Raw genomic sequence first — 25,351 nt, 5'->3', positions numbered from 1 at the left:
CAGACAAGGCCATGGGGCAGGATATGACGAGCAGTACAGCAAGCAGCAGTAGGGCGGAGAGGTAGCAATGGGACAGCGGATCGACATCGAGCATCTGAACATCTTCTACGGCGATTTCAAGGCCGTGGAGGATGTGAACCTGAACATCCAATCAAACCAGGTCACCGCCTTCATCGGCCCCTCCGGTTGCGGCAAGTCCACCGTCCTGCGGACCCTGGACCGCATGCATGAGATCATTCCCGGAGCCCATATCACCGGCAAGGTCCTGCTGGAGGGGCGTGACCTCTACGGCAAGCGCGTGGACCCTGTGGCTGTCCGGCGTGACGTGGGCATGGTCTTCCAGCGGGCCAATCCCTTCCCAACCATGTCCATACGGGAGAATGTCCTGGCAGGGGTGAGGCTCAACAACCGTAAGATTTCCAAGTCAGACGCCGACGACCTGGTCGAATGGGCCCTGCGTGGAGCCAACCTCTGGAATGAGGTCAAGGACCGCCTGAACAAGCCGGGTGTGGGCCTGTCGGGAGGTCAGCAGCAGCGGCTCTGCATCGCCCGGGCGGTAGCCGTCCACCCCCAGGTCCTGCTCATGGATGAGCCCTGCTCGGCCCTGGACCCCATCTCCACCCTGGCCGTGGAGGACCTGATCAACGAGCTCAAGCACGACTACACCATCGTGATAGTCACCCACAACATGCAACAGGCCGCCCGCATCGCCGACTACACGGCCTTCTTCAACCTCAAGGCCGTGGGCAAGCCAGGCCACCTGGAGTACTTCGCGGACACCACCACCATGTTCAACAACCCCCAGAACGAGGAGGCCGAGCGCTACATCTCCGGCCGTTTCGGCTGAGTTCGCCGCCCGCCGGCCTGTGTCGGCCCAAAGAATTTGACTGAAGGGTCAATAGGACATAAAATTATTTCATCAGTAAAATAAACGTTTAGGAAATTCGATGAAGAAAAAAGTAGGCGTTACTCTCACTGACCTGGCCAAGGAACTGGACCTGTCGATCTACACGGTTTCGCGTGCCATCAACGGTCTCAGTGGGGTTTCCGACAAGACCCGGGCCCATGTCCTGGAGACGGCTGATTCCTTGGGATACATTCCCAACGCCAACGCCCGCGACTTGCGAAGGGGGGTCCACCGGTCGGTGACCCTACTGACGGCAGGCATGTCGAACCCCTACTATCTGGATCTGATCTCCGGCATCGAAAGTGTATTCCAGGCCCGGGGAGAGAACCTGTTGATTGCTGATATGGCCGTCAACGGGCGGTATGAGGAAAGCAGCGAGCAGGAACTTCTACAGCAGGTCATGGAGAATCGGCCGGGCGGGATCATCTCCACCCTGGCCCTCAGTGACGTCAGCCGCAAAAGGCTTCACGACTGGAGGGTGCCGGTCGTCTTCGTGGATTCCGTGCCCGGCGATGCCGCCGAGGATTTCTCCTATGTGACCACCGACAACGTCGATGCCTCAGCCAAGCTTGGCGACCACCTGGCCCATCACCACTTCAAGCGCTGGCTGCTGGTCATCTACCCCTCGGTCTGGAATAGCCGCTATGTGCGAGAGGAGGGGCTCAAGGCTGCCGCCCAGGCATGTGGCGCTCAGATCGAGGTCCTGGAATGCGGCAACGATCAGGGGTCCGCCAAGATGCAGATTGACCGTTACCTTCGCGGCCACAAGGAACTTCCCGATGTGGTCATAGCGGGCAACAACCCCATTCTTCTCGGTCTGATGAAGGCATTCAGCCAGAGGAGGCTTTCAATTCCACAGGATATGGCCTTGGTGGCTTTCGATGACTTCACCTGGTCGGATCTCATCTCTCCGGGCATCACCCTGGTCGCCGAGGATTCCTATGGAATCGGCAGCAAGGCGGCTGACCATCTACTTACCCTCATCGAAGGAGAACAGGAGGTATACCAGTCAGGGGAGGGGTCGGCAGAGTCGTCGAAACCCATCCATCAGACCATGAGGGCATCCCTGAGAATAAGGGAGTCCTGTGGTTGCCCAGCTCATACGAGTTGATGGGCGCAAGACATATCGAACAAAGGCTGTTCGGTATATCGAAAGGAAACACAATGAAAACCAAGAAGATTGTTGCGGCCTTGTCCGCCCTGCTGGCGGGAACCATGCTCTTGTCTGGATGCAGCAATGGCGACGAGGAGCATAAGGCAGTGAACACCCGCACCGAGATCAAGAGCATCGGACTGATGGTCCAGGATATGTCCAATCCCTTCTTCTCCTCCATGGACAAGCAGGCCAAGGTTCAGGCCAAGAAGATCGGTGCCAAGCTCAACGTGCAGGACGCCCAGCTGGACCTGGCCACCCAGGACAATCAGATCTCCTCCTTCATTGAGCAGAACGTCGACCTGATCATTGTCTCGGCGGTTGATGAGAACGGTCTGCAGCCCGCCATCACGAGGGCCCGTGATGCCGGCATCATCGTGGTCGCCGTCGACACCCCCGCCAAGGGGGCGAACGCTGTGGTCACCACCGATGGCGTACAGGCCGGTGAGAAGTCCTGCGAATACCTGGCTGAGCGGCTTGGCGGCAAGGGCAACATCCTCATCGTCGATGGAACCCCCATCCAGACCATCACAGACCGCATCAAGGGCTGTAAGCAGGCGCTGAAGAAGACGCCTGGCATCAAGGTGGTCGGCCAGCAGGCATCCAAGAATGATAGGGCCACGGGCCTGACAGTCACCACCGACATGTTGACCGCCAACAAGGATGTCCAGGGTATCTTCGGCATGAACGACCCATCGGCTCTGGGCGCATCCCTGGCTGTGGAGCAGGCTGGCCGCCAGAAGGACATCGTCGTGACGGGGGTGGATGGAAGCCCCCAGGCCGTCGATGAACTCAAACGCGACGGTTCCCCCTTCGTCGGTACAGCCACCCAGAATCCTGCCGAGATGGTCCGTCAGGCTGTCAAGTACGGCCAGGATACCGTCGAGGGCAAGGCTCCCAAGAAGTCGACCATCCTTATTCCCAGCGTCATGGTCACCCGTGATAGCGTCAAGGATTACAAGGGGTGGTGAGGATGGTGGAATCCAAGAAACCCTTGCTTGAGATACGTGATATTCGTAAGAGCTTCTCAGGTGTGATGGTCCTCAACAGCGTTAACCTAAACCTTTATGAACATGAGGTGCTGGCTCTGATGGGAGAGAACGGCGCGGGAAAATCCACGCTGATGAACATCCTCTCAGGCAATCTCAAACGAGACTCCGGGCAGGTGCTCATCAATGGGGAGCCTGTGGATATAGAGACCCCCAAGGATGCGGCCGAGCACGGCATAGCCATCATCCATCAGGAGCTCAACGTGGTCCCCTCCATGACTGTGGCCGAGAATCTGGCTCTGGGCAATGAGCCCAAGAACCGATACGGCCTCATCGACAAGAAAAGGATGCGGCAGGACGCCTTGGATAAGCTGTCCCCCATCAAGGCCTCCATTGACCCGGGGCAGATGCTGGGTGAGTTGGGCGTTGGTGAGCAGCAGATGGTGGAGATCGCCAAGGCTTTGGCCCAGCATGCCCGCATCCTGATTCTTGACGAGCCCACTGCCTCACTGTCCAAGGGCGAATCCGAGCAGCTGTTCCGGCTCATCCAGGAGCTGTGTGAGCAGGGTACCGGACTGATCTACATATCCCATCGCATGGAGGAGGTCTTTGCCTTGGCCGATAGGCTGACCGTCCTTCGTGATGGGCACACAGTCATGACGAAGGATATAGCCCATGCCGACCAGAACGAAATTGTGGCCAAGATGGTGGGCCGTACGGTTGAGAAGCTCTACGAGCATCCTGCCAGGGAGGTCGGCGCGGAGGAACTGATCGTTCAGGACCTCCGTCTGGAATCCGATGGCCCGGCTGTGTCCTTCACGGTCCATGCCGGGGAGGTGGTGGGCATGTCCGGATTGGTCGGAGCGGGCAGAACGGAGATCGCCAGGGCCATTATCGGCGCCGACCCCCATGCCTCCGGCACGATCAGGCTGAAGGGCAAGGAGTTCCGGTTCAAGTCGCCCAAGGAGGCCATAGGCCATGGTGTCGCCTACCTTCCTGAAAGCCGCAAGACCCAGAGCATCTTCCCGGTGAGAAGTGTGGAGGACAACATCTCCATCTCCTCGCTCGATCAGTACCTCACACCCTTGCGTCTCATAGCGAAGGGGAAGCTCCGCTCGGATGTGGTCGCTTCCATGGAGTCGGTCAATATACTCAAGCGGCTGCAGCACACGCCCATAACGAATCTCTCCGGAGGCAATCAGCAGAAGGCCATCTTCGCCCGCTGGCTACTGAAGGATTCGGAGCTGCTGATCCTTGACGAGCCCACCCGTGGTGTCGATGTCGGAGCCAAGCAGGAGATCTACGAGCTGATTAACGACTTGGCGGCCAAGGGCAAGGCCGTCCTGGTCATCTCCTCCGACCTGCCTGAAGTGCTTGGCATCTCCGACAGGATCCTGGTGGTCCGGCAGGGAGCCATCGCCGCCTGCCTGTCCTCCCAGGAGGCCACAGAGGAAAGCGTTATGTCCTATGCCACTGGGGTGGCGGCCTCGCAGACCGCGGATTCCATGGCATCGGGGACGAATTGATAAAGGAGTCATATATCATGAAAAGCAAGAACATGGACTGGGCCTCGATCTGGGAGAAGGTCGGCATGCCCTTTGTCCTGGTCCTTCTGGTGGTCTTCATGCTCATCAAGGCACCCAACTTCGGCACCATGAGCAACCTCTTCAACGTGGCCAGGTCCATATCCATCAACGCCATCCTGGCGGCCGGTATGACCATCGTCATCATCACGGCCGGCATCGACCTGTCCGTCGGATCCACCATCGCCGTCAGCGGCTGTGTGGCTGTACTGGCGGCCCAGTCGGGCATGAACCCGGTCCTGGCTGTCCTCCTGGGCGTGCTGGTGGGGGCAATTGCCGGCTTCGTCAACGGTTGGCTGATCGCCTATTGCAAACTGGCCGCCTTCATCGTGACCTTGGGCACCATGACCTTCCTGCGGGGCCTGGCATACACCATTACCGGAGGCCTGCCGATCGTCGACAACAACCTCTCCTTCAGGGCCGTGGGCAACGGGTATATATGGAAGGTCCCCATTCCCTTCGTCATCATGATCATCGTGTATCTCGTGGTCTGGGTCATGCTGGACAAGACACGCTTCGGCTCCCATGTCTATGCGGTCGGAGGCAACCCCGAGGCCGCACGATTGGCCGGCATCAACGTCAAGCGCGTCCTGCTGTCCGTATATGTCATCGCCGGTGTGTGCGCCGGTCTCGCTGGCTGCATCTTCGCGGCCCGTGTCGTTTCGGCCCAGCCAACCGCGGGAACAGGCTATGAGATGGATGCCATCACCGCCGCTATCCTGGGCGGAACCTCCATGGCCGGAGGCAAGGGCAAGATCTCCGGAACCCTGGTCGGAGCCGTCATCCTCGGCGTGCTCACCACGGGCCTGGTCCTGATGAACGTGCCCTTCTTCACCCAGCAACTCATCAAGGGTGTGGTCATCATCATCGCCGTGCTCATTGACGGCCTCAAGCAGAACTCCTTCTCGTTCAACCTGCTAGGGCGTAAAACAGCCGCACTCAGTGACTAAGGAAGAAGACATGGAATTGGAATCCTCTCGATACTTCATCAGCGCACCAGGGGTCAGCAACGCGCGTCCCCAGCCCTTGCGGGTCCGTGGTCCTGCTGGCTGCCAGGCTTCTGTGCTCTTGGGCATAACCGCCGGCGGGCAGGAACTTGTCTTTCAGCGGCTTGTTACGGAAGGCGATGCGGAACACCCGGTATACCTCGGCATGGTCAGGATTGAGGATGGCGATCGACTCAGCTTGCGTGAGCCCACCGAAGAGGAGTGCGATTACATGCAAGGCATCGCAACACTTCCCTCCACCAAGGAGGAGGATGCCTTCAGACGGTTGGATACCGGGTATTTCGATATTGAACTGTGCCGGGGCACCGGGCGTGGAGAAGGGGCATCCAAGTGGGGCATACGCCATTTCGCCCGCAAGGAGGAGGGGGTGGATCTGCTGCAGAGCGGCAACAACGCCATCGGAGGATTCTACGGTCCCTTCTTCACCCCGGAAAACGGTCTCATCAACCCTCCCGAACACCTGGTGGCCGACATCCGTGTGCTGGAGGAGGGCCCGGTGGTCCACCGTTACCAGCTGTCCGGCCGCATTCCCGACGGCCTGCTGCCGGAACTTAGGGCCAAGCACTTCAGCGTTGATTTCACCTTCTACCACAATGCTGATTTCTTCGACCGGGTCTACCAGGTGGACTCCTTCCAGACCCGGGTCAACGGGCGAAGCGTCACGGACTGCATCACCGTGGGAGATGAGTTCGAGGGTGGGCAGGGCCGTCTGGTCTTCGACCGCTTCGACTCCTACAGCAACGCCTCATACCGGGCTGGTGATCCATATGCCGAGTGCCTGAAGGAGGAGGTGAAGGAGACCATAGCCAGCCAGGAGGAAGACAATCCCGCCGACCCTGATGGCAGCCGCTACCAGGCCTTCAGAAAGCTCCTCAACCGTGATCTGGACAATGCCCATTGGGATCTCTATTGGCGGCTCTTCTCCTACTGGGAGCATGCGCTCGCGGATGGGAGCCTCAATCGTCACCTCGCCAAGGTCAGGGCCAAGGCCCATGTGCTTGCCGATCTCAATAATCGTCCCTGGTTGTTCCCGCAAGGGGCGGTTGATGTGTCGGCTGCGAATGAGGAGACCATCTTCGTGGGGCCCTCGGACTGCAGCGCCGAGTACGACAGTGCTACGGGCCGCTGTATGGTCTGGCAGACATCTCAAGCGTCGGCGGCCTTCCAGATTGTGCAAAGGCCCCAGTCCGGATGGGTCAATTGGGGCACCAACGGTGAGAACGAATGCCCTGCCCTCCCGGTCGATGTGGATATCCGTACCATCTATGGCCCCTATGGAGCCGGTTGGAGATCCAGGGCGCAGGAGGCTTCCCTCTCACCGCTGTGGGCCAAGGCTGAGCAGTGATCTGTAACTGAGGCATAAGGTCATATCCCCCCCCCCCAGTCTGCTGGCAGCTTTGATGGCAGACTGGAGGGGGAGGGCTCTTCATATCTGCTCTGGTGAGATGGGGGCAGATGTGCGGCCGTTGTTCAGTATGGGTATAGTCGCGCAATAATGGCCGATTTCTCCTGCGCTATGAACAGGAGGAGAGAAAGGGAATCAGATCGGGGTGGTCCGAGATCTGTCCCGGCTTGGCTTAAGGCAACACGCCCGTGGAGATGCGGATTAGGAATTTACAGGGAATTCCATCTTGCGATTCACATGGCAAGACATGGCACCTTTGCTTCCCGCGACTATGCAAATGGATGGATGCCAGCCTTGGCCCTTCAGGCCAAAACTGAATTTACCTATTAATCTTTCATTATATTCCTCCTATGATGCCCCAATATGTCCGGAATGTTTCCTGGCAACCGGAGTTGGGCGATAAGGGCTAATCCCAATCGCCAGTAGCTATTTTCCTGGTGGGAGCCGGTGTTATGGTCAAGGTGTTCGGCGCAAGAGCCGAATGAGTCGCAGCAACCTCTGTGCGGGGCAGTTCCGCACGCAAACCAAGGATCGAGAGCATCAGTAATGGAAAAGTTTTTCCATCTCAAAGAGAACAACACCACTGTCTCCACTGAAATATTTGCAGGACTTGTCACCTTCTTCGCCATGTCCTACATCATCATCGTCAACCCCCAGGTACTGAGTCAGACAGGCATGCCCTGGGGTGGCGTCTTCCTGGCCACCATCATCGCCGCCATCATCGGCACCCTGGTCATGGGTCTGTTCGCCAACGTTCCCTATGCCCAGGCGGCCGGTATGGGCCTCAACGCCTTCTTCACCTACACGGTGTGCTTCGGCCTGGGCTTCAGCTGGCAGGAGACCCTCTGCATGGTCTTCCTGTGCGGTCTGATCAACATCTTCATCACGGTCACCAAGATCCGCAAGATGATCATCGAGGCCATCCCACCCCTGCTCCAGCACGCCATCGGCGGCGGCATCGGCCTCTTCGTGGCCTACGTGGGCATGCTCAACGTCGGGCTCGTCACATTCACCCCCAAGGACGCCAAGGCGGCGGGCAAGGGGCTGGCCACGTCCGCGACCCCTGGTCTGGCAACCCTGAACTCCCCGACCCTCTGGCTCTTCCTGATCGGCCTTCTGCTGACCATCGTCCTGACCGTCCTGAATGTCAAGGGCGCCATGCTCATCTCCATCGCCATCACCACCATCATCGGCATTCCCATGGGCCTGACCACCATGGCCAACTCCGTGTCAATCGCCGACACCTTCGCCCAGCTGCCCACCACCTTCGGGGCCATCTTCACCTCCGCGGGCTTCCCGTCGCTCTTCTCCGACATATCACGCCTGCCCCTGGTCCTGGTGACCATCTTCGCCTTCTCCATGTCGGACACCTTCGACACCCTGGGCACCTTCATCGGCACCGGCCGCCGGACCGGCATCTTCTCCGCCGAGGACGAGCGCCAGATGTCCGAGGGCCACGGCTTCAGCTCCAAGATGGACAAGGCCCTCTTCGCTGACTCGATCGCCACCTCCGTCGGCGCCATCTTCGGCACCTCCAACACCACCACCTTCGTGGAATCCGCAGCCGGCATCGGTGCTGGTGGCCGCACCGGCCTGACCTCCGTGGTCGTGGCCGTCTGCTTCGCCCTCTCCGCCTTCCTCTCGCCGCTCATCTCGGCCGTTCCCTCCGCAGCCACCGCCGGTGTGCTGGTCGTGGTCGGCTGCATGATGGCCGCCAGCCTCAAGGAAATCAACTGGTCCGACATCTCCGAGGCCATCCCGGCCTTCTTCGCCGCGGTCTTCATGGCCCTGTCCTACTCCATCTCCTACGGCATTGCGGCAGGCTTCATCACCTACTGCATCGTCATGACCTGCAAGAAGAGGGTCAAGGAGGTCCACCCGGTCATATGGGTGGTCGCCCTTCTCTTCATCTTCGACTTCGCCCTCCAGGCCGTTCTCTGATGTATGGCTGCTGGAGCAACCCCATGACAATCAGGCATGGTTAGTATAAGGAAAACTGTCGTATTGTTTTCTGCAGAGCCACCGGAGATGATTCCGGTGGCTCTTTTGTAATTGCTTCGCTGATATAGCAAGACTTCGGCTGAGAGTTTGTGTATTACCTCCCTCAATCTTGCTGTCTTGTCATGCCTAATAGGCATGAATAGCCATACTCATAAGCATGAAAATGACAGAACGTGTCCGAAAAAAACCAGAACGCGTTTTTCCTGCTATGGCACGGTCTTTCCATTGTTAGCTTGTACGTGTTAGTGCCGATCGGTCATAGGGCTGGCGGTATCTATTTGGTTGTTTGTATCCAATGTCGCACAAGTAACCACAACACGTAGAAGGATGCAAGGATGGATTCACGGGACAAGTTGAAAATGAACAACCGAAAATTCAATACCATTTGGATTTCGGTTGTATCTGTGTTGGTCGTCATAGCCTTGGCGGCCACCATAGTCATGAATTTCTTCTCACTGTCAATGGAGATCTTCCTGGGTCGCGGTGCCCGAATGGTAAAGCCAGACCCGAACATGTCGCAAGTCGACGCACAGTATTATGACAAGGAAGACGCCGGCCTGAACTCCAAGGCCGACAAGACCGCTTTGGCCATCGCGGAACAGGGTATCGTGCTCATGAAAAACGATAATGGCACCCTGCCGCTGGCCAAGAAGTCCAAGGTGACCCCCTTCGGCTACCGCTATACGAACCCCATATATGGTGGTACCGGTTCGGGAAGCGTCAATGTCAAATCATCCAGGATATACACGGCCCAACGCGCCTTGCATGAATATTTCGACACCAATAAGGATGTGGAACATGCCATGACCTCGGCCACCGCTCGGGGCATGGACAGCAAGGGCTATCAAAAGCCTGATGAGAAGACGGGCTTTGAAGGCGCGACCGATAAGATCATCGAATACAACCCTGATATATATAAGGGTCATGAGGATTCCGCCACAGCCACCACCGGCATTGTCTTCATCGGTCGTTCCGGTGGCGAAGGCAGCGATGTCGCCGCCAACGTTCCGGGTAGCCCCATCGCAGGCAAGGGATATTTCGATGGAACACCTCACCAGCTTGCCCTGAGCAATGACGAGAAGGAAACCATCAAGTTCGCCAAGGCCCACTGCAAGAAGCTTGTGGTGGTCTTGGATAGCTCGAACGTCATGGAGATCGGTGACCTGCTTGACCAGGGTTCGGCTATATCCGCAGATGCCGTTCTGTGGGTCGGAGGCCCCGGAGCACAGGGCTTCAAGGCCATGGCCGAGATTCTCTCCGGTGAGATCAACCCGTCAGGCAAAACCGTTGACACCTGGATGACCGACACCATGAGCGATCCCAGCATGGCCAACTTCGGCAATGCCCAATACAAGGACCTCTACCTGCTCCAGGGCGGCTACCCGACACCTGTCGGCAAGCCCACGCCAATGGACTTCATCGAGTACGAGGAAAACATCTATGTTGGGTATCGCTACTATGAGACCGTTCATGATACGGGTGGATCCTTCACCGTCAAGGGCAAAGAGAATCAGAACTATGCCCGTGCAGTGCAACTGCCCTTCGGCTTTGGTCTGAGCTACACCGATTTTTCGCAGCGTCTGGTCTCCAGCCATCAGGATGGCGACAAGATGAAACTCAGCGTCGAGGTCACCAATGAGGGAAAGCGTGCGGGCAGGGATGTGGTCCAGGCCTACTACCACCCTCCCTATACCGACTTTGACGCCCAGCAAGGCATCGAGAAGTCGACGGTCAATCTGATCGCTTATGAGAAGACCGATGATATTCAGCCCGGTGCCTCACAGACCATCGACCTCGCGATTGATGCCGAGGATCTGGCATCCTACGATTACCAGCGTCAGAATCCTGATGGCAGCAAGGGTTCCTACCTGCTGGAGGCCGGTGATTACGCAATCAGCGTGAACAGGGATTCCCATGAGCAGTATGGATCGGCCAATCTGAACGTGCCCTCCACGGTCTGGTATGACAGCACGCACATGCGCACATCCGACAAGGATGCACAATCGAAGCTCGACAACAAGGGCAAGCCAACCGGCAAGTCCTTGGACGGGAAGGCCTTCAAGGCTCCCAGCAACCTCTTCCAGAGCCTGAGCGACCATATGGTCAAGACCAGCCAGCTCACCAGGTCAAAGGGTCCGCTGACCAACACCGCCAGTTTCCCCACCAAGGAGGAGAAGGCCGACTTCAAGCATGAGGGCTTCAACTATACGACTGACGACAAGGGGAAGATGACCCTTCAGCAGGCTGATGTCAATACGGACAAGCTTTTGGGCAATGTCAAGGGCAGCAAGGTCTATACGACTCAAGCCCCGCGCACCAAAGCCTCCAATGGCCTGACCCTCTCCGACATGCGTGGCGCCAGCTACGACGATCCTCGATGGGAGAAGCTGCTCGACCAGCTGGACCTCAAGGATTCCAGCCTTTATGTGGCCCTGGCGGCATCCTACGACCAGACCGCTCAGATCAGCTCCATCAGCAAGCCGGCCACGGTTGATTTCGACGGCCCCCAGGGTATCGTGGGCAGTATCACCGATGCCAAGGAATATACGGCCTACCCCACGGAACCCATCATAGCTGCCACGTTCAACAAGAATCTCGTGCACGACATGGGCGACATGGTCGGGCAGGAGGCCGCCAGCGCTGGTGTCAACTCCTGGTATGCTCCTGCAGCCAATATCCACAGGGCTCCCTTCTCCGGTAGGAATTTTGAATATTTCTCCGAAGACCCGGTGCTTTCGGGCGCCATGCTCACCAGTGAGGTCTCCGGCGCGGCCAGTCGGGGCCTGATAGCTACCATCAAGCATTTCGCCATCAACGATCAGGAGATGTACAACAATGACAGAAGCCGTGTCGCAACATGGGTCAATGAGCAGGCCATGAGGGAGGTATACCTCAAGCCCTTCGAGATGGCGATCAAGAACGCCAGAATGGAAATCAAGTACACCGATTCAAACAAGCACAAGGCCACTAAGGTCATGCGCGGCACAACAGGGGTCATGAATTCGATGAACTACATCGGTGCGACCTGGGCCGGCGCCAGCTATGCCCTGAACACCGAACTGTTGCGCGATGAATGGGGATTCCGTGGTCTCGAGATCTCCGACATGGTCATGAACGCTGGTTCCAACAGCGTCGACCAGGCACTGCGTTCCGGCACCGACAGCTGGATGGCTTGGGGGACGGCCTTCACCTCGTTGATCAAAGACAAGTCCTCTCCCACCGGTGTGAGCGTCATTCGCCGTGCGGTGAAGAACATGAGCTACGCGATTGTCAATAGCCACACTATGAACGGCCTGGCTCCAGGAACGGAAATTACCTACCGGACCTCTCCCTGGAAGATATGGCTTGCTGGGGCCGACGCCCTGGTCTTGGTCTTTGCGCTCGCCATGGCGGTGGTCATGGTCCGGCGGACCAAAGACAGTAGGCTCCATCCTGATCGCTACAAGCCCCGGAAGAAAAAGGGCGACACGGTGACTGTCGACTCTGGCAATGAGGAGCTGATCGGCGAAGTGCACGAGGAATAGCGAGGAATCCGCAGGTTTCGTTCCCCTTTTCGTCTTCGGCCTCCAGGCCGTTCTCTGCTGTGCGCAGTTGGTAAGACACAGCCCACACAAGGACGTCAGCACTCCGCTGGCGTCCTTGTTCTTACCTTGGTCTCACTATCCCCTTGTTCGACGGTTGGGTGGCTTGGGGGAAAGGTAGGGACTTCAGCGGTGACCTGGCAGGCTCACCCCAAGGGCAAGTATCGAGAGTTGTTCGGCTGCTGAGGCTGATGTCCTATTTGTATCTGGCTCAAGGGTGAGTCGCCAGGCAGGATTGGGGCCTGGATGAGTCAGTGAAGCGCATAAGCCATATGGGCCTGAGTGCGGCAGGGTATCGAGGACGAGGAAAAGATTGGGTACAGATAGCTATAAGGGGGAGCAGTCTTGATCCGTCCTTGGGTCATATGTCGGCCATGCGACTCGCTGTGCTACCGGTGATGACTTGCCACTGGTCCGGTACCCTGTGTATAGTGCTTATCTGTAAACCACAGACCGTTGGTTAGGGGCGTGAGTCCCTCGAAGTTTGGTTCGCCAAGCCATCGCAGGTTGAGATTGAGGACTCGTAAGGGTCCATGTGTGCTCTGCCTGTGTGCAGGGCTTTTTTCTTGCCCTGGTGATGTTTGACAGGCGGAACTTCGGTCAATGGTCGACTAGGAAGGAACGCCATGAAAAGGCCCGAAAAGGAAGCGGTGATCGCGCAGCTTACGGAGCAGTTCCGTAACGCCGACGCGGTTTACCTGACCGAGTACCGCGGGCTTACCGTTCCGCAGATCTCCGATCTGCGCGAAAAGCTAGGCCGCGATACTTCCTACTCTGTGGCTAAGAACACGCTGGCACGTATCGCCGCCAAGGAGGCTGGCTACGAGGGCTTCGATGAAGCGCTCGCCGGTCCCACCGCAATCACCTTCGTCAAGGGTGACTATGTGGAGGCAGCGAAGACCCTGCGTGACTTCGCCAAGACAAACAAGACCCTCGTCGTCAAGGGTGGTTTCGCAGATGGAACCATGTACGACGAAGAGGGTGTGAGGAAGCTTGCGGATCTCGAATCCCGCGAGGTTCTCCTCTCCAAGATGGCTGGCGCGCTCAAGGGCACGATGGCCAAGGCTGCGTACATGTTCGTCGCCGTGCCCACCAAGGCCGTGCGTACGATCGACGCCCTGCGCGACAAGCAGGAGAAGGCTGCCTGATCGGAGACGGCTTCGGCCGCATCCATCGGTTACGTAGTAGTAGAACAGTTGTAGGTGGCGGGCATACCAAGCGCCTGTTACCCTTATTGAAAGGAAGCCATTATGGCTAAGCTCTCCAAAGATGAGCTGCTCGATGCGTTCAAGGAAATGACTCTGGTCGAGCTCTCCGAGTTCGTCAAGGCCTTCGAGGAGGAGTTCGATGTTGAGGCTGCCGCTCCGGTCGCCGCTGCCGCCGCCGCTCCTGCCGCCGGCGCCGCTGGTGCCGAGGAGGAGCAGTCCGAGTTCGATGTCGTCCTGACCTCCGCTGGTGACAAGAAGATCCAGGTCATCAAGGCCGTCCGTGCCATCACCTCCCTGGGTCTGGCCGAGGCCAAGGCCCTGGTTGACGGTGCTCCCAAGGCTGTCCTGGAGAAGGCCGCCAAGGAAGACGCCGAGAAGGCAAAGTCCCAGCTGGAAGAGGCTGGCGCCTCCGTCGAGCTCAAGTAATGCAAGCGGCTTAAGCCGCATTGCTTGCGTAGAACCCCATCGTCCCCTCGGGCGGTGGGGTCCTGTCGTTATCGGGCTTGTGTTGATGGTGGCCTCAGCAGGCCGCTATGGAATTGAAGTTGCAGCTGGGACGGTTTTCTTAATCCGTGATGTGCCCTGAACCGGGGATCTTCATAGTTCTGAACCACGAGGTGGATGCCTCTTCGATTCCAACGCTGGGCAGCCGCTGTCATTCCACGAGTCCGTATAACGACCTACCGGCCCCTGGCAGATTTGGCAAGTTGCCAAGGTCTCACGGGAGGGAACATGGCTTGTGACTTGCCGTGACTTGCCCTGGGTATGGCCCTCGATATATTATATGTAACGAATGTATTTGATGGGGACTTAACAAGCCGTACCTTCGTATGGGTTGATACGAAGTGGATGGCGGTTGGTAATCACTGCTATCTAGCAAAGTGTCCTTCCATCATGAAACGGCCACTGACGCGGTTGGCTTGTTGACTAATCATCAAGGTTGAGAAGTGCGTGTAATCCTAGGGTTTGAAGGGTTGGCGCCCAGTGGGTCCCAGCGGCCTGTGGCCCGGTAAACCGGGTTGGGCGATTTGGAGAAGTCGCACCAGAGAGAAGAACAAGGGAGAAGTCCATGAGAAGAGGGTTGCTGTCCCGTAAGGTTGCCGGCCTTGCGGTGAGTGCAGTGATGGTCCTAGGACTGTCGCTGACAGCCGCTTCGACCGCTTCGGCTACGGAAGTCCAGCTGTCTCCAGGAGACATGCCGGATACCAACACCAATGCGTCTTTGACCATCAAGGGCAATGCTCTGGTTGGTCACAAGTTCAAGGCTGTGCGTATCGGTAAATATTCGATGGCCACCATTGACGACGGAAAGATAAGAAAAATATCGGTGACGACCGACCCTGCGCCTGGTCTGGTCGACGCGGGCAAGCATGCCCTACAGGACATTGGCGTCCCGGAAGACTCTTCCTCATATCCAGGGAACCCGATCGGGCAGGTCGCAGCCAACTGGTCAGGTGCCCAGGGAGGAAACAACAGTAGCGGCATCACGTCCAGCCAGATTCGTAAGTTCGTGCTTTCCCTGGTTCAGGACCCGCAATTCGCCAACGCACAGGCTGCGGTGGACGAGCATAGTGTGAATGCGAATTCCCCTGACCCCAAGAGCCTGACCATCAGCGGTCTCAAGCAGGGCCTGTATGTAATCGTGGATACAACCCCGACCGGCCAGGGTGGAAGGGTCAGCGCCTCGGTGCCAATGTTGGTAGGCACCGCCGTCGCTCCCACGGCAAACGATCCCGGCTATACCGAGTATGCCGATGGTGGGGCGGACATCGCTCCGCTGGGCGTCATCACCTTTAAGGCCAATGTTCCGTTGATTGAGAAGAAGTTCGTCAACATGCAGAACAGGTCTGTGGCGGTTGGTACCAAGGTCAACTATCAGGTCACAGCGAGTGTGCCTCTGACAAGCGGCTTCCCCGATGGTGGCTATGTGTACAAGGTTACCGATGTGCCTTCCAAGGGTCTGTCCATCAATCCCGCATCGGTGAAGGTGTATACCTCACCTACGGAGAGCGGGTCCATTGCGGCCGCCACTGAAATCACTTCCCATAGCGAATTGTGGAACGCCCGGGCGGAGAACAGTCCCGAAACCGGTAATCCGGTCTTGGTCATTCGTTTCCCTGGTATTATGAACACCAGCTACTTCAAGTATGGCCAGTTCATCTTCATCACCTATTCCAACACGGTTAATGAGCAGTCGCAGAGCGGTGTTCTTAGCAACGGTGTGATGCTGAACTACTCCAACGATTTCTCCAATCCTTCGACTCCGCTCGATCCCATGGACCCGTCCAAGGGCCCCAATGAGGGCACCGGCAGCCAGGGTGTCACCGATCCCAGTGGTGGCAGCGACGGAGAGAATCCAGACACCAATCTGTATTTCTACGGTCTGTCCATTGTCAATCGGTCCAAGGTTGATGGTCGCAGCAGGCTCATGAATGGAAAGTTCACCGTCTCGCAGGAAGGCAGTGATTCCCCTATGAAGTTCAAGCAGCGCGGCAAGGGTAACTACATCAGGGCCGCTGATCAGAACTGCTCGGTCCCCGAACAGTGTGTGACCGAACTTGTGGTGTCCGATGGCAAGGCCATGCAAGCTCATGGGGCTCGCTTCCTCCAAGGCTATGGACATGTCAGTACTGCGGATTTCCGCAGTCGCACCCAGGTCTTCAATGCCGAGGCTGCTGATGATCTGACCGATTCAGGCAAGATCAATGCTCAAGCTGGTTACCTGTTCGTCAACGGTTTGGCCGTCGGCACCTATAAGATTACCCAGGTAGACGCACCCACGGAGCCAAAGGACTTCCCCGACAGGTTCCTGCCCTCTTATAAGGAGACCATCAGCAATGATGCTCCTGCCACGGCGGATGCTCCTCTCTTCACGGTAAAGGATGACGTGTGGGACTTGGTGGGTACTCCTAAGCCCAACAACAGCGAGGGTATTGTTTCTCCTGTTTCCACAGATCCGGTGAGCCTGAAGCTCTTCAGTCCCCTGACGACGGTCTACAATGTGGACTCGCCCACCCAGTTGTCCATGACGGGTGTCGCAGGCCTGATTCTGGCCGTTTTGGTGGCGCTGGTCTGCATCGTCCTGGCACTGATCCTTTACAGGACCAGCAGGCGAGGTCGGTCCTTACCATCAGGAATGACCGTTCTCTAAGGTCATGGGTTGGGCCCGGTTATCGCTCTGGCGGCGACCGGGTCTTCCTATGTCACCACCCTGTCCTCCCGCTGGCAGCCAGAACGGTTCGGCATATAGTGGGCCAGGTAGACTGGGCGGGACTGAATGTAGATGCGCATTGATGGCGCTGTGGTGGGGGAGTCCGGTGGGACTGAATCTATTAACCATTGGTAATGGACCGAAGATTGGACGACGTGACTGTGAGCGATGGTCTCAACAATCCTGAAGGATTGGGAGCAAATAAGAAAGCAGGCGATGGGCCTGAGGCCGTTCAGGCCGGTGGGTTCGATGGTGCCATCGGCTCCCACGACCCTGCGCGTGAAGAGCTATCAAGCCAGTTTGCTGCCCCAAGGAAACAGGACGAACCTGGTTGGGTTTCAGCTTCCGCCACTGATGGTTCACCCGCGGATACCACGCGTTCAACCGCTGTGCCCGAATCATCTGCCAACCCGCAAGCCTTGACGTGGGCCTCCTCTGTAGTGGAAGAGGCTGCTGAGACCAGTGATGGCCCAGCTGGCGGAGCGGTTGATGATGAGTCGTCTGAGCCTGAGTCCGGAAGGGCTGTCAGGGTCCGCGGCCGGGTAGACGCCAAGGAAAAGGCCAGAGCCGACAACAAGGCAAAGCGCAGACGGCGTCGTAGGTCCAGTAAGGGCGACGGCGATGCCAGAGCAGACATGAGCAGGCTTCTTACGGCGGATTTCACCACGGTCGTCACTGATGACACCCCTGATTCCCGAAGGATCAGAGACCGGCGGGTGGATCTTGTCCTGCGTCTGGCCATCCTTATCTGCATTCTTGTCGCCGTGTCATCCATCCTGTGGATTCCCGCCGTGCAATACGTGAACGCTCGCAAGACCGCCGTCGAGGCGGAGGCCGCCGCCGCAAGGGTGGCTAAGTGGCCCAACAAGAAGACCAAAGAAGAGCTCACCAAGGTCAATGCATACAACCGCAAATTGGCTGACTCCGGCCAGGGGTCCATGGGTGAGGCCATTGATCCGTTCAGTCCTGAGGGAAGCAAAGGCAAGAGTGTGTCCCAGAAGGACACCGACTACCGTTCCCTGCTGGACGTGGGTGGCGGCATCATGGGTATCGTCAGGATCCCCAAGGTTTCCGTCAAGCTGCCTGTTTTCCATGGAACCTCCGACGAATCCTTGGCTCGAGGTGCCGGCCATCTCTATGGAACGAGTCTGCCGGTAGGCGGTAAATCCACCAATGCGGTTCTGTCCGGCCACCGAGGCCTCCCGGACTCCCTCTTGTTCACCCGTTTGGATGAGCTCAAGGTCGGAGATGTGTTCTACCTAGACAGCCTGGGGCGGACCATGGGCTACCGCATAACCGCCATCAACGTGATTGACCCAGAGGACACCCATCTCTACAAGGTGGTTCCAGGCCAGGACCTGGTCACGCTCATGACCTGCACGCCATACGGTGTCAACACCCAGCGGCTGGTCCTGACCGGCACACGCGAATCCATGCCCCACCCCATTCCCTACCCGGACCAGTCCGACGGTGACGGTGTTCTCCAAGGACTGAAACTGGGACTGCTGCTTCTGTCGGTCGGCATGGTCGCGGTGACGGTGACCCGGAAACGCTCCCTCTTCCCCTGTCATTTCAATGGCATGGTGGCAGATCCGAACAAGGGCAAGCTTCCCTACGATCGCAATAGAAAAGTTGAGTCGGCAAACAAGGGAATCGCAGAACCGGGGCCAAGCCACCAGAAGACAGGGCTGCCCCAGGCGACAGGAGGTGTGCCGGTAGGGTCCGCCTTCCTTGATTCGGAACAATCCTACGATGCCGGAGCCTTGGAGGAAACCCATGCCACAGCTCAGGACCAGGCTGGCGACTAGCCCTGTTGGCTCCTGCGACAATCCGATGCCCCGCGTATCTCAAAGAGCTGCCAGGGGTATCGGATTGCTTGTATATGAACAGGTGGCCTGAGCCGCGGGTCCCAGGCCCGGAAGCCATGAAAATGCGCGAAACTTGTTAAAAGGCTTGAAAGATGGCCCATTGAACAGTAAAGCATGACACAATATCAGTTAGACTGTCGTAAGTACTAAGAGGGAGGCCAGGCGGTGGCGGAAGAGCGTGCTGAACAGCGTTGGATCATCAAGGTCAACAACGCTGAGCAGATGAGTGTCAGGCCGGGCATGAGTCTGGAAATCGGGCGCAAGCCCATTCGTCCTCTGGCGGGCGATGGGGTTCCCAGAATGGAGATTGTGGACAAGACCCGTTCCATGTCCAAGAAGCATGCACGGTTCAGGGTGAATGACCAGGGCCTTGCCTCCATCGTCGATCTGAACTCGACCAATGGCTCCTATCTGGTCCGTCCCGATGGCGGTCTGCTACGGCTCAAACCAGGAGATGAGGTCTCCCTGCCGGGTTCGCCCGCCCGCATCCAATTCGGTGATGTGCCGGTCGATTTCATCAGGGTCGAGGAGCCCGAGCACGGGATCCGCCGGGAAGTCTCCGACCTCTTTACCTACGCTGCCAGGGGCGGTAAGCAGGAGCCGGAGTTGGGAGAGATGTCTGTCGATGACATTCTTGACCTCCGTGCGGGTGAGCCCACCACAGTCTTCGACGCCAGAAACGTCTCCGAGCGGATCAAGGGTCTGCAGCCGGCCCCAGGTGCTTCCTCTGTCGTGGGAGCTCCTGCTGATCAGACGCCCGCTGCCGGCGAGCAGAAGCAGGCCGGGCAGTCTTTGCTGACCCCTGATTCAGGCCAGGTCGAGCAGGAAGCCAGTGAGAGCAGCCAGCACCCTGTGGAGAGCATATCCTTGAACATCGTTCAGCCCGACCGCTTGGAGGAGGCTGAGCCCAGGGATCTGTTCCGTGATGCCCTGAACGGAGGCGTTGAGTCGGGTGGCGAGACCACCCCGCCCCAAACCGCTGATAGGCAGGCCATGGGTGGTACAGCCGCTGAGGCTAACCCCACTGTAGGCACCGGCACTGTTGATACCGGCGCCGATGCCTCGCAGGGGGTCGCGAGCCCGCCCGTCCAGCAGCCTGCCCCTCAGGAGCCCGGCAGGGCCGCGGTGCCGGTGTCCATGCCTCTTCCACAGAAGCTGGAGGAGTATGGCAATGCTCAGTCGGACCTGCCGGAAGCAGATCTGGGTGCTGCCGAGACAAGCAGTCAGACGGGTAGCATCGGGGGATCATCAGGCCTCGCCCAGGACTACCAGCCGGTCTTCGAGGCTGGTTCGGTCTTTGAGCGTGTCTCCCGAGGTGACTTCGACCAGCACCGGGAACAGGTCGAGGTCGACGGATTCACTGATGACCAGGCCAGGAAAAGCACTGATTTCGCTGACCAATTCGCCATGGCCCAGCACCAGGAGCTCCTTCCGTTCCTGGCCATGAACCCGAGCCTGTATGACGATCTGTACGCATGGTTGTCCGCCCAGGGCAACGAGGATATTGACGCCGCGCTCTCCAAGAACGCAGGATACGAGGAATACCGCAAGGCGGTAGGGAAGTGAGCCGAGCAATGGCAGGCACGAATGATTCCACGCAAGACAAGACCGGGCTGGATCGCATTCGTCAATGGCGCAGGGACTATCGCAGCCAGCTCAATCCTTCACCCCTGGAGGATGTCTCCCAGCTGGTGGCCCAACTGGACCTGACCCATGCCCATCCCTCGGGCATCGCCCAACTTTTCGCCAGCGGCCAGGTCGCCTTGGAGGCGCTCTTCCGCGACACCGGCATGCTGCGTGCGGCCGGACGCCGCCTGGAGCGTGTCCTGGAGGACCAGGCCAGCAAGAGCCGCATCAGCGGGGTGGCTGAACTTTCCCTGGTGGTCGGTGTGGCCACATGGAAGGGCAACTCCGTTCCTGTACTGCTCTACCCATCGGAGGTCAATCGACACAAGGGTGCCAAAGAGACCGACGCCAGCATCCGGTTCACCGGCCACGTGCGTCTGAATCCATCCTTTGTCTCCGCCATGGCCGAGCAGGGTGTGGATCTGGATGAGCGCGACCTCTTCGACGGCTCCCACTACGAGAACGGCACCCCGGAGACCTCGGCTGTCTTCGCCGCCATTGCCACCCAGGCCGTGGTGGCCTTCCCTGACTTCGACATCGAACGGGATATCATCCTGGGCTGCTTCATGGACCCCTCCTCGCAGATGCTGCTGGAGAGCCAGCGCATCATAGATCTCCTCCAGCAGGGCCCCAGCGGAAACCAGCTGCTCGATGCCCTGGCCGGAGACGAGCAGGCCATCTCGGCCCTTCGGGAGACCAGCCTGCCGGCATACAGCCCTTTTGATGTTGACCCCCATACCGAGACGCAGATTGGCGACGTGGACAATTCCGTACGCTATGCGGCCAATATGGCAGCGTCCGGCCGGTCCATCTTCGTGGACAGCTCCGCCGGGGATGATACCGCTGTTCAGGCTGCATCCATAGCCGCTGGTTGTCTGAGTGCAGGCCGCTCAGTGCTCTATGTGCCCTGTGTGGCCGAGCAAAAGCGGCGCTTCCGCAAGACGGTGAAGGCCAGTGGCATGGAAGACCTCATGCTGGACCTGGCCGACGAGCAGGCCAACAAGAACCTTGACCGCCGGCTCATCAGGGCCGTTGCCTTCCAACCCGGTGCCGCCGCCTCTCACTTCAACCAGTTGGCCGATGAGCTGGTAGGTGTCCGCTCACGCCTGACCCGATACCTGGCTGATTTGCACGGGGTCAATGAGGAGTGGGGCGTCTCGGCCTTCCAGACTATTCAGAACCTGGCCACCATAGCCGCCCTGCCCACCCATCCGGCCACCCATGTTCGCATGAGTAGAACCACGGCCAGGTCCCTGAACGGGCATATGGAGGATTGGACGGCCAAGCTGGTCGAAGCGGGCAAGCTGGGCGAGTTCACCATCGGGCCCGACGACGCGGCCTGGTACAAGGCGTCCCTCTACTCGGAGGAGGACGCGGTATCCGCCTACCAGCGGGTGGTCAACCTCCTACAAAAGGAACTGCCGGCCACTCGTGAGCAGGTAGCCTCGACCGTCCAGACCTGCGGGTTCCCCATCCCGACGACAGCCCAGGAATGGGGCCGGCAGGTAACGGTGTTGAAGAACCTGCGCCGTGTCCTTGACGTCTTCCAGCCAGAGATCTTCGAACGTGACATCGACGCTATGATCGAGGCCAGCAAACCCAAGGCCGAGCGCAAGGCCGAGGGTTCGTCCATGGGATTCTGGGAACGCCGGCGGCACATCAAGGAGGCCAAGGGCCTACTGCGGGTGGGAACCCAGGTGGAGAGCCTGCATGAGGCTTTGAAGGTGGTCGCCAAGCAGGCGGAGCAGTGGAGGGTCTTCGTGCCCCACGGTGGCTGGCCTGTGCTGCCCGCCAAATTGGATGCCATCATCGAGACCCAGGACCGGCTCAGCCGTGACATGATGGCCTTGGACACCGTGCTGGCCACCACCGCCCAGGGCGGCAATCTGGAGACCCATGATTTCAACGAGGTCGAGACTCGACTCAAGGCTCTCTTCGAGGACCGTCTGGCCTTGGACACCCTCCCGGGTCGTTGCCAACTGGAACGGGAGTTCCAGCGGATCGGCCTGAACGAGCTGGTCGATGACCTCCATACCCGCCAGGTCGGGGTTGACGATCTGGAGGGGGAGCTGCTCCTCTCCTGGTGGACCACGGTCTTTGAGGATATCGTCAAGTCCTCGGCCATCATCTCCAACCAGGACGGCTCAGCCCTGCAGTCGGCTTCGGAACGATTTGCCCAGGTTGATGTGGAGCATGTGAGTTCCATAGGGCCCATGGTCGCCCAGGAGTCCATGAAGCGCCTGTGCGACCTGCTGTTCTCCCGCACCCAGGAGGCCAACCAGCTGCACACCGCTCTGGCAGGCTCCAACCAGGCGGTCTCCATGGGGAGTATCTGGAGGGAACACGGCGAGATTCTGGCTGCCGCCAAGCCCATTATGTTGGGCACACCTTCAGCCTTGGCCTCCCTGAGCGACCCCGGCTACATGGCCGATGTGGCCATCATCGACGCCGGTGCCCACATGCCGGCCATTCAGCTGCTCTCGATTGTCAGCCGGGCCCGGCAGGTGGTGGTCCTGGCCCACCGCAATACGGTGACCTCTGACAGCCTCAAGGCGCTGATCGATCTGCTGCCCAGCATTTCGGTGCACGAGAAGGCAGCGCGCCGCTCCCAGCAGTTGGCCAGTTTCCTGGAAGAGGAGGGCTATGGTGAACTAAGCTTCGGCACCGCAACCGAAAGCCTCCAGGGGCTTGTCCGCTTCCACCCGGTGGAGGCCACCGGGGTGCCGGTCATCGAGACCGGACTGGTGGAAAGCAGCCAGCAGGAGATCGACCAGGTCATCCGTCTCATCGAGCAGCGGGCGGCCAGCTTCACCATCGTGCCTGCCGACTACACCCTGTCCGTGGTCACTCTGACATCGGTCTTCCGCAGCCGCTTGGGTATAGAACTAAAATCCCTGGCTTACAAGAACAAGACCATTGGACGCTTCCTGCGCCATGTTCGCCTGGTCGGCATCAATGAGGTGGCAGGGGCCAAGGCCGAAGATGTCATTCTCTCCCTGTGCTATGCCAAGACCGCTCATGGCAGGCTCCTCCAGCAGTTCGGAGCCCTTGAGGGCGATGGCGGTAAGGGCAAACTTCTTGATGCCTTGGCGCTGGCCAACCATAATCTGGACATCGTCTCCGCCTTCAAGGCCGAGGACCTTGAGGACGACAGGCTCCACCAGCCTGGCCCCAAGCTGCTGAAGACCATGCTGGCTTGGGCGCAGCAGCTGGATGAGCATCCTTCAAGACCCCTGGCTCAGACCACATCCGAGAATGTGCTCTTCAATGACCTGGCCAATCGCATCAGGGCACGTGGCCTTAATGTGGCTGTTGACTACGGCTACGATGGCGGCATGAAGATCCCACTGGTGGTCGGGTTGACCGGCAAGCCATTTGCCTTGGCCGTCCTGACCGATGATGCCCAGTTCATGAGCATTCAGTCCACCCGTCGACGCCACCGCCTCCTCTTCCAGGACTTGCGGGACCTGGGCTGGTCGGTCATGACAGTCTGGAGCGTGGGAGCCTTCGTGAACCCGGACAAGGAGGTCGACCGCTTGGTTGAGCGTATCGGGGAGATCTACCGGGAGGTCCAGTGACTGCTTATGACCCCGCACGCCGCACGCCGCGGGGTCATAAGCGGGTGGTGAGGCAGGGCAGTGAGCTCTTCGACCCTGACGGCGTGAAGCTGGAGCCTGGGGACATGCAGACAGACCAGCAGCGCAGCCGTGACGATGACCAGCGGATCCTCGGCGAGTTGCCACCCCACTGGGGAATTTTCAAGGACAGCCGCTGACTAGTCCGGCACCTCATCCGGTTGAGTGCTGATTCGACGACTCGTCTGGTGGCAACAGACCACTTTGGTTCCCAGTGCTGGCTTTAGGCGCATCCAGTTTTACTGCAACGATGGCTCCCACTTCCTGGGCGCCAATGACCTTCAGCGCCTCCTGGGCAGGCATGGCGCAGAGCAGGCTGGCTGCAGCATCCGCCCTGCCGGTCTTTCCCGGTTTCTCCATGACTATGGCTTCGGCGGCCAGGGTGCAGGGCTGGTTGGCCGCTTCTAGGGTCGGGATGTTCAGGCCAGTCATTGGGCTCTGCCCAGACCAAGCTCTTTTCCATTCCACACCCGTCAGCAGTCGGTTAGCCGCCGTCCGCTCTGAGGATCCAGAGGTTTCAGGTGTGCCGTCTTGGGAACAAATCGCGCTGGACAGCAGAGCGATGCGGTCACCTGGGAGCAGGTGTCCCACAGACCCGGCTATGGGTGCTTCAACCATGGTGAATCCAATCGGCAAGGTCGGCCCCGGCCCCGCCATGGGGGCCAAAATGATCTGCCCCCTGGCAATACCCACCTGCGCTATCTTTCCCTCAATCTGGTCTGTCGAGCTGAAGCTGCCCACCAATGCCGTGCTGGACGGGATGCTCGTCAGATTGAGGGAGGTTCTATCAATCCTCTGCCCCTGGGCCAGGGTCTTGGCCGCCACGACCACTGCCTGCTCGTGCTGGGTGGGAGCCAGGGCCTCGAGTATGAAGAAGAGGCAGAGCGACAGGGAGACTATGGCTCCCAGCCGTAGCAGAAGCCACAAGCGCCGCCTGGCCCCCAACCCGAGCACAGCTACCGACTCCAGTCGGTGTCCCCGGCTGCCGGCAGTGTGCCCAGGCCCTCTGTGCTGATTGCTGCCGGTGGACCTTCGGCGACGGCCTTGCCTATCAAGTGATTGCACCATGGGGCCATTGTCACTGGTTGTTGCGGTGTATTCACTGCTGAAGGGCCTCTGTGGTCGAAGGCTGGCACTTATCCAGATCCCGGGCGTGTCGCCGCCATGCGGGCTGGCA

General features: G+C 59.0%; 16 protein-coding genes. 15 read left to right on the top strand and 1 reads right to left on the bottom strand.

Translation table 11 applies throughout. From position 1 onward, the window contains the following. Positions 1-67 precede the first annotated feature (67 nt). From pstB to CRD60_RS06275, 15 genes are all read left to right on the top strand, one after another. On the top strand, positions 68-847 hold the full coding sequence (gene pstB / locus CRD60_RS06345; RefSeq protein ID WP_113860448.1) for a phosphate ABC transporter ATP-binding protein PstB: 780 nt from the start codon (positions 68-70) through the stop codon (positions 845-847). 100 nt (positions 848-947) lie between these two features. Next, a complete protein-coding gene (locus tag CRD60_RS06340) occupies positions 948-2,018 on the top strand; it encodes a LacI family DNA-binding transcriptional regulator (RefSeq protein WP_113860447.1) in 1,071 nt (356 codons plus the stop codon). 53 nt (positions 2,019-2,071) lie between these two features. Beyond that, positions 2,072-3,031, top strand: a complete 960-nt coding sequence (locus tag CRD60_RS06335; protein ID WP_113860446.1) for an ABC transporter substrate-binding protein — start codon at positions 2,072-2,074, stop codon at positions 3,029-3,031. 2 nt (positions 3,032-3,033) lie between these two features. Beyond that, positions 3,034-4,575: a sugar ABC transporter ATP-binding protein gene (locus tag CRD60_RS06330; protein ID WP_113860445.1), complete on the top strand. Its 1,542-nt coding sequence runs from the start codon at positions 3,034-3,036 to the stop codon at positions 4,573-4,575. Between the two features lie 17 nt (positions 4,576-4,592). Then, the gene (locus tag CRD60_RS06325; RefSeq protein WP_236630868.1) at positions 4,593-5,582 is read left to right on the top strand and encodes an ABC transporter permease; all 990 of its coding nucleotides are present in this window, start codon (positions 4,593-4,595) and stop codon (positions 5,580-5,582) included. A 10-nt stretch (positions 5,583-5,592) separates the two neighbouring features. After that, positions 5,593-6,984, top strand: a complete 1,392-nt coding sequence (locus CRD60_RS06320) for a hypothetical protein (RefSeq protein ID WP_113860444.1) — start codon at positions 5,593-5,595, stop codon at positions 6,982-6,984. A gap of 606 nt (positions 6,985-7,590) precedes the next feature. Beyond that, the gene (locus CRD60_RS06315; RefSeq protein ID WP_113860443.1) at positions 7,591-8,985 is read left to right on the top strand and encodes an NCS2 family permease; all 1,395 of its coding nucleotides are present in this window, start codon (positions 7,591-7,593) and stop codon (positions 8,983-8,985) included. 572 nt (positions 8,986-9,557) lie between these two features. Continuing rightward, complete coding sequence (locus tag CRD60_RS06310) at positions 9,558-12,569, top strand: glycoside hydrolase family 3 protein (RefSeq protein WP_161522202.1); 3,012 nt, start codon at positions 9,558-9,560, stop codon at positions 12,567-12,569. 683 nt (positions 12,570-13,252) lie between these two features. Continuing rightward, positions 13,253-13,774: a 50S ribosomal protein L10 gene (gene rplJ, locus CRD60_RS06305; protein WP_113860441.1), complete on the top strand. Its 522-nt coding sequence runs from the start codon at positions 13,253-13,255 to the stop codon at positions 13,772-13,774. A gap of 102 nt (positions 13,775-13,876) precedes the next feature. Continuing rightward, complete coding sequence (gene rplL, locus CRD60_RS06300; protein ID WP_113860440.1) at positions 13,877-14,260, top strand: 50S ribosomal protein L7/L12; 384 nt, start codon at positions 13,877-13,879, stop codon at positions 14,258-14,260. 769 nt (positions 14,261-15,029) lie between these two features. Next, positions 15,030-16,985 (top strand): isopeptide-forming domain-containing fimbrial protein, encoded by a 1,956-nt coding sequence (locus CRD60_RS06295; protein WP_161522201.1) that lies wholly within the window; start codon positions 15,030-15,032, stop codon positions 16,983-16,985. Positions 16,986-17,680: 695 nt separating this feature from the next. Further along, on the top strand, positions 17,681-18,853 hold the full coding sequence (locus tag CRD60_RS06290; RefSeq protein ID WP_161522200.1) for a class C sortase: 1,173 nt from the start codon (positions 17,681-17,683) through the stop codon (positions 18,851-18,853). A gap of 225 nt (positions 18,854-19,078) precedes the next feature. Continuing rightward, complete coding sequence (locus CRD60_RS06285) at positions 19,079-20,479, top strand: FHA domain-containing protein (RefSeq protein WP_113860437.1); 1,401 nt, start codon at positions 19,079-19,081, stop codon at positions 20,477-20,479. 8 nt (positions 20,480-20,487) lie between these two features. Next, the gene (locus tag CRD60_RS06280; protein ID WP_113860436.1) at positions 20,488-24,117 is read left to right on the top strand and encodes a helicase; all 3,630 of its coding nucleotides are present in this window, start codon (positions 20,488-20,490) and stop codon (positions 24,115-24,117) included. Further along, a complete protein-coding gene (locus tag CRD60_RS06275) occupies positions 24,114-24,314 on the top strand; it encodes a hypothetical protein (RefSeq protein WP_113860435.1) in 201 nt (66 codons plus the stop codon). Before CRD60_RS06280 ends, CRD60_RS06275 begins: the two co-directional genes overlap by 4 nt. A 13-nt stretch (positions 24,315-24,327) precedes the next feature. On the opposite strand, the gene CRD60_RS06270 is transcribed toward CRD60_RS06275, so the two are convergent. Continuing rightward, on the bottom strand, positions 24,328-25,101 hold the full coding sequence (locus CRD60_RS06270) for an SAF domain-containing protein (protein ID WP_161522199.1): 774 nt from the start codon (positions 25,099-25,101) through the stop codon (positions 24,328-24,330). Positions 25,102-25,351: the final 250 nt, after the last annotated feature.

The sequence above is a fragment of the Bifidobacterium aemilianum genome (assembly GCF_003315635.1).
GTDB lineage: Bacteria > Actinomycetota > Actinomycetes > Actinomycetales > Bifidobacteriaceae > Bifidobacterium > Bifidobacterium aemilianum.
This window is presented reverse-complemented; position numbering and strand designations above follow the sequence as displayed.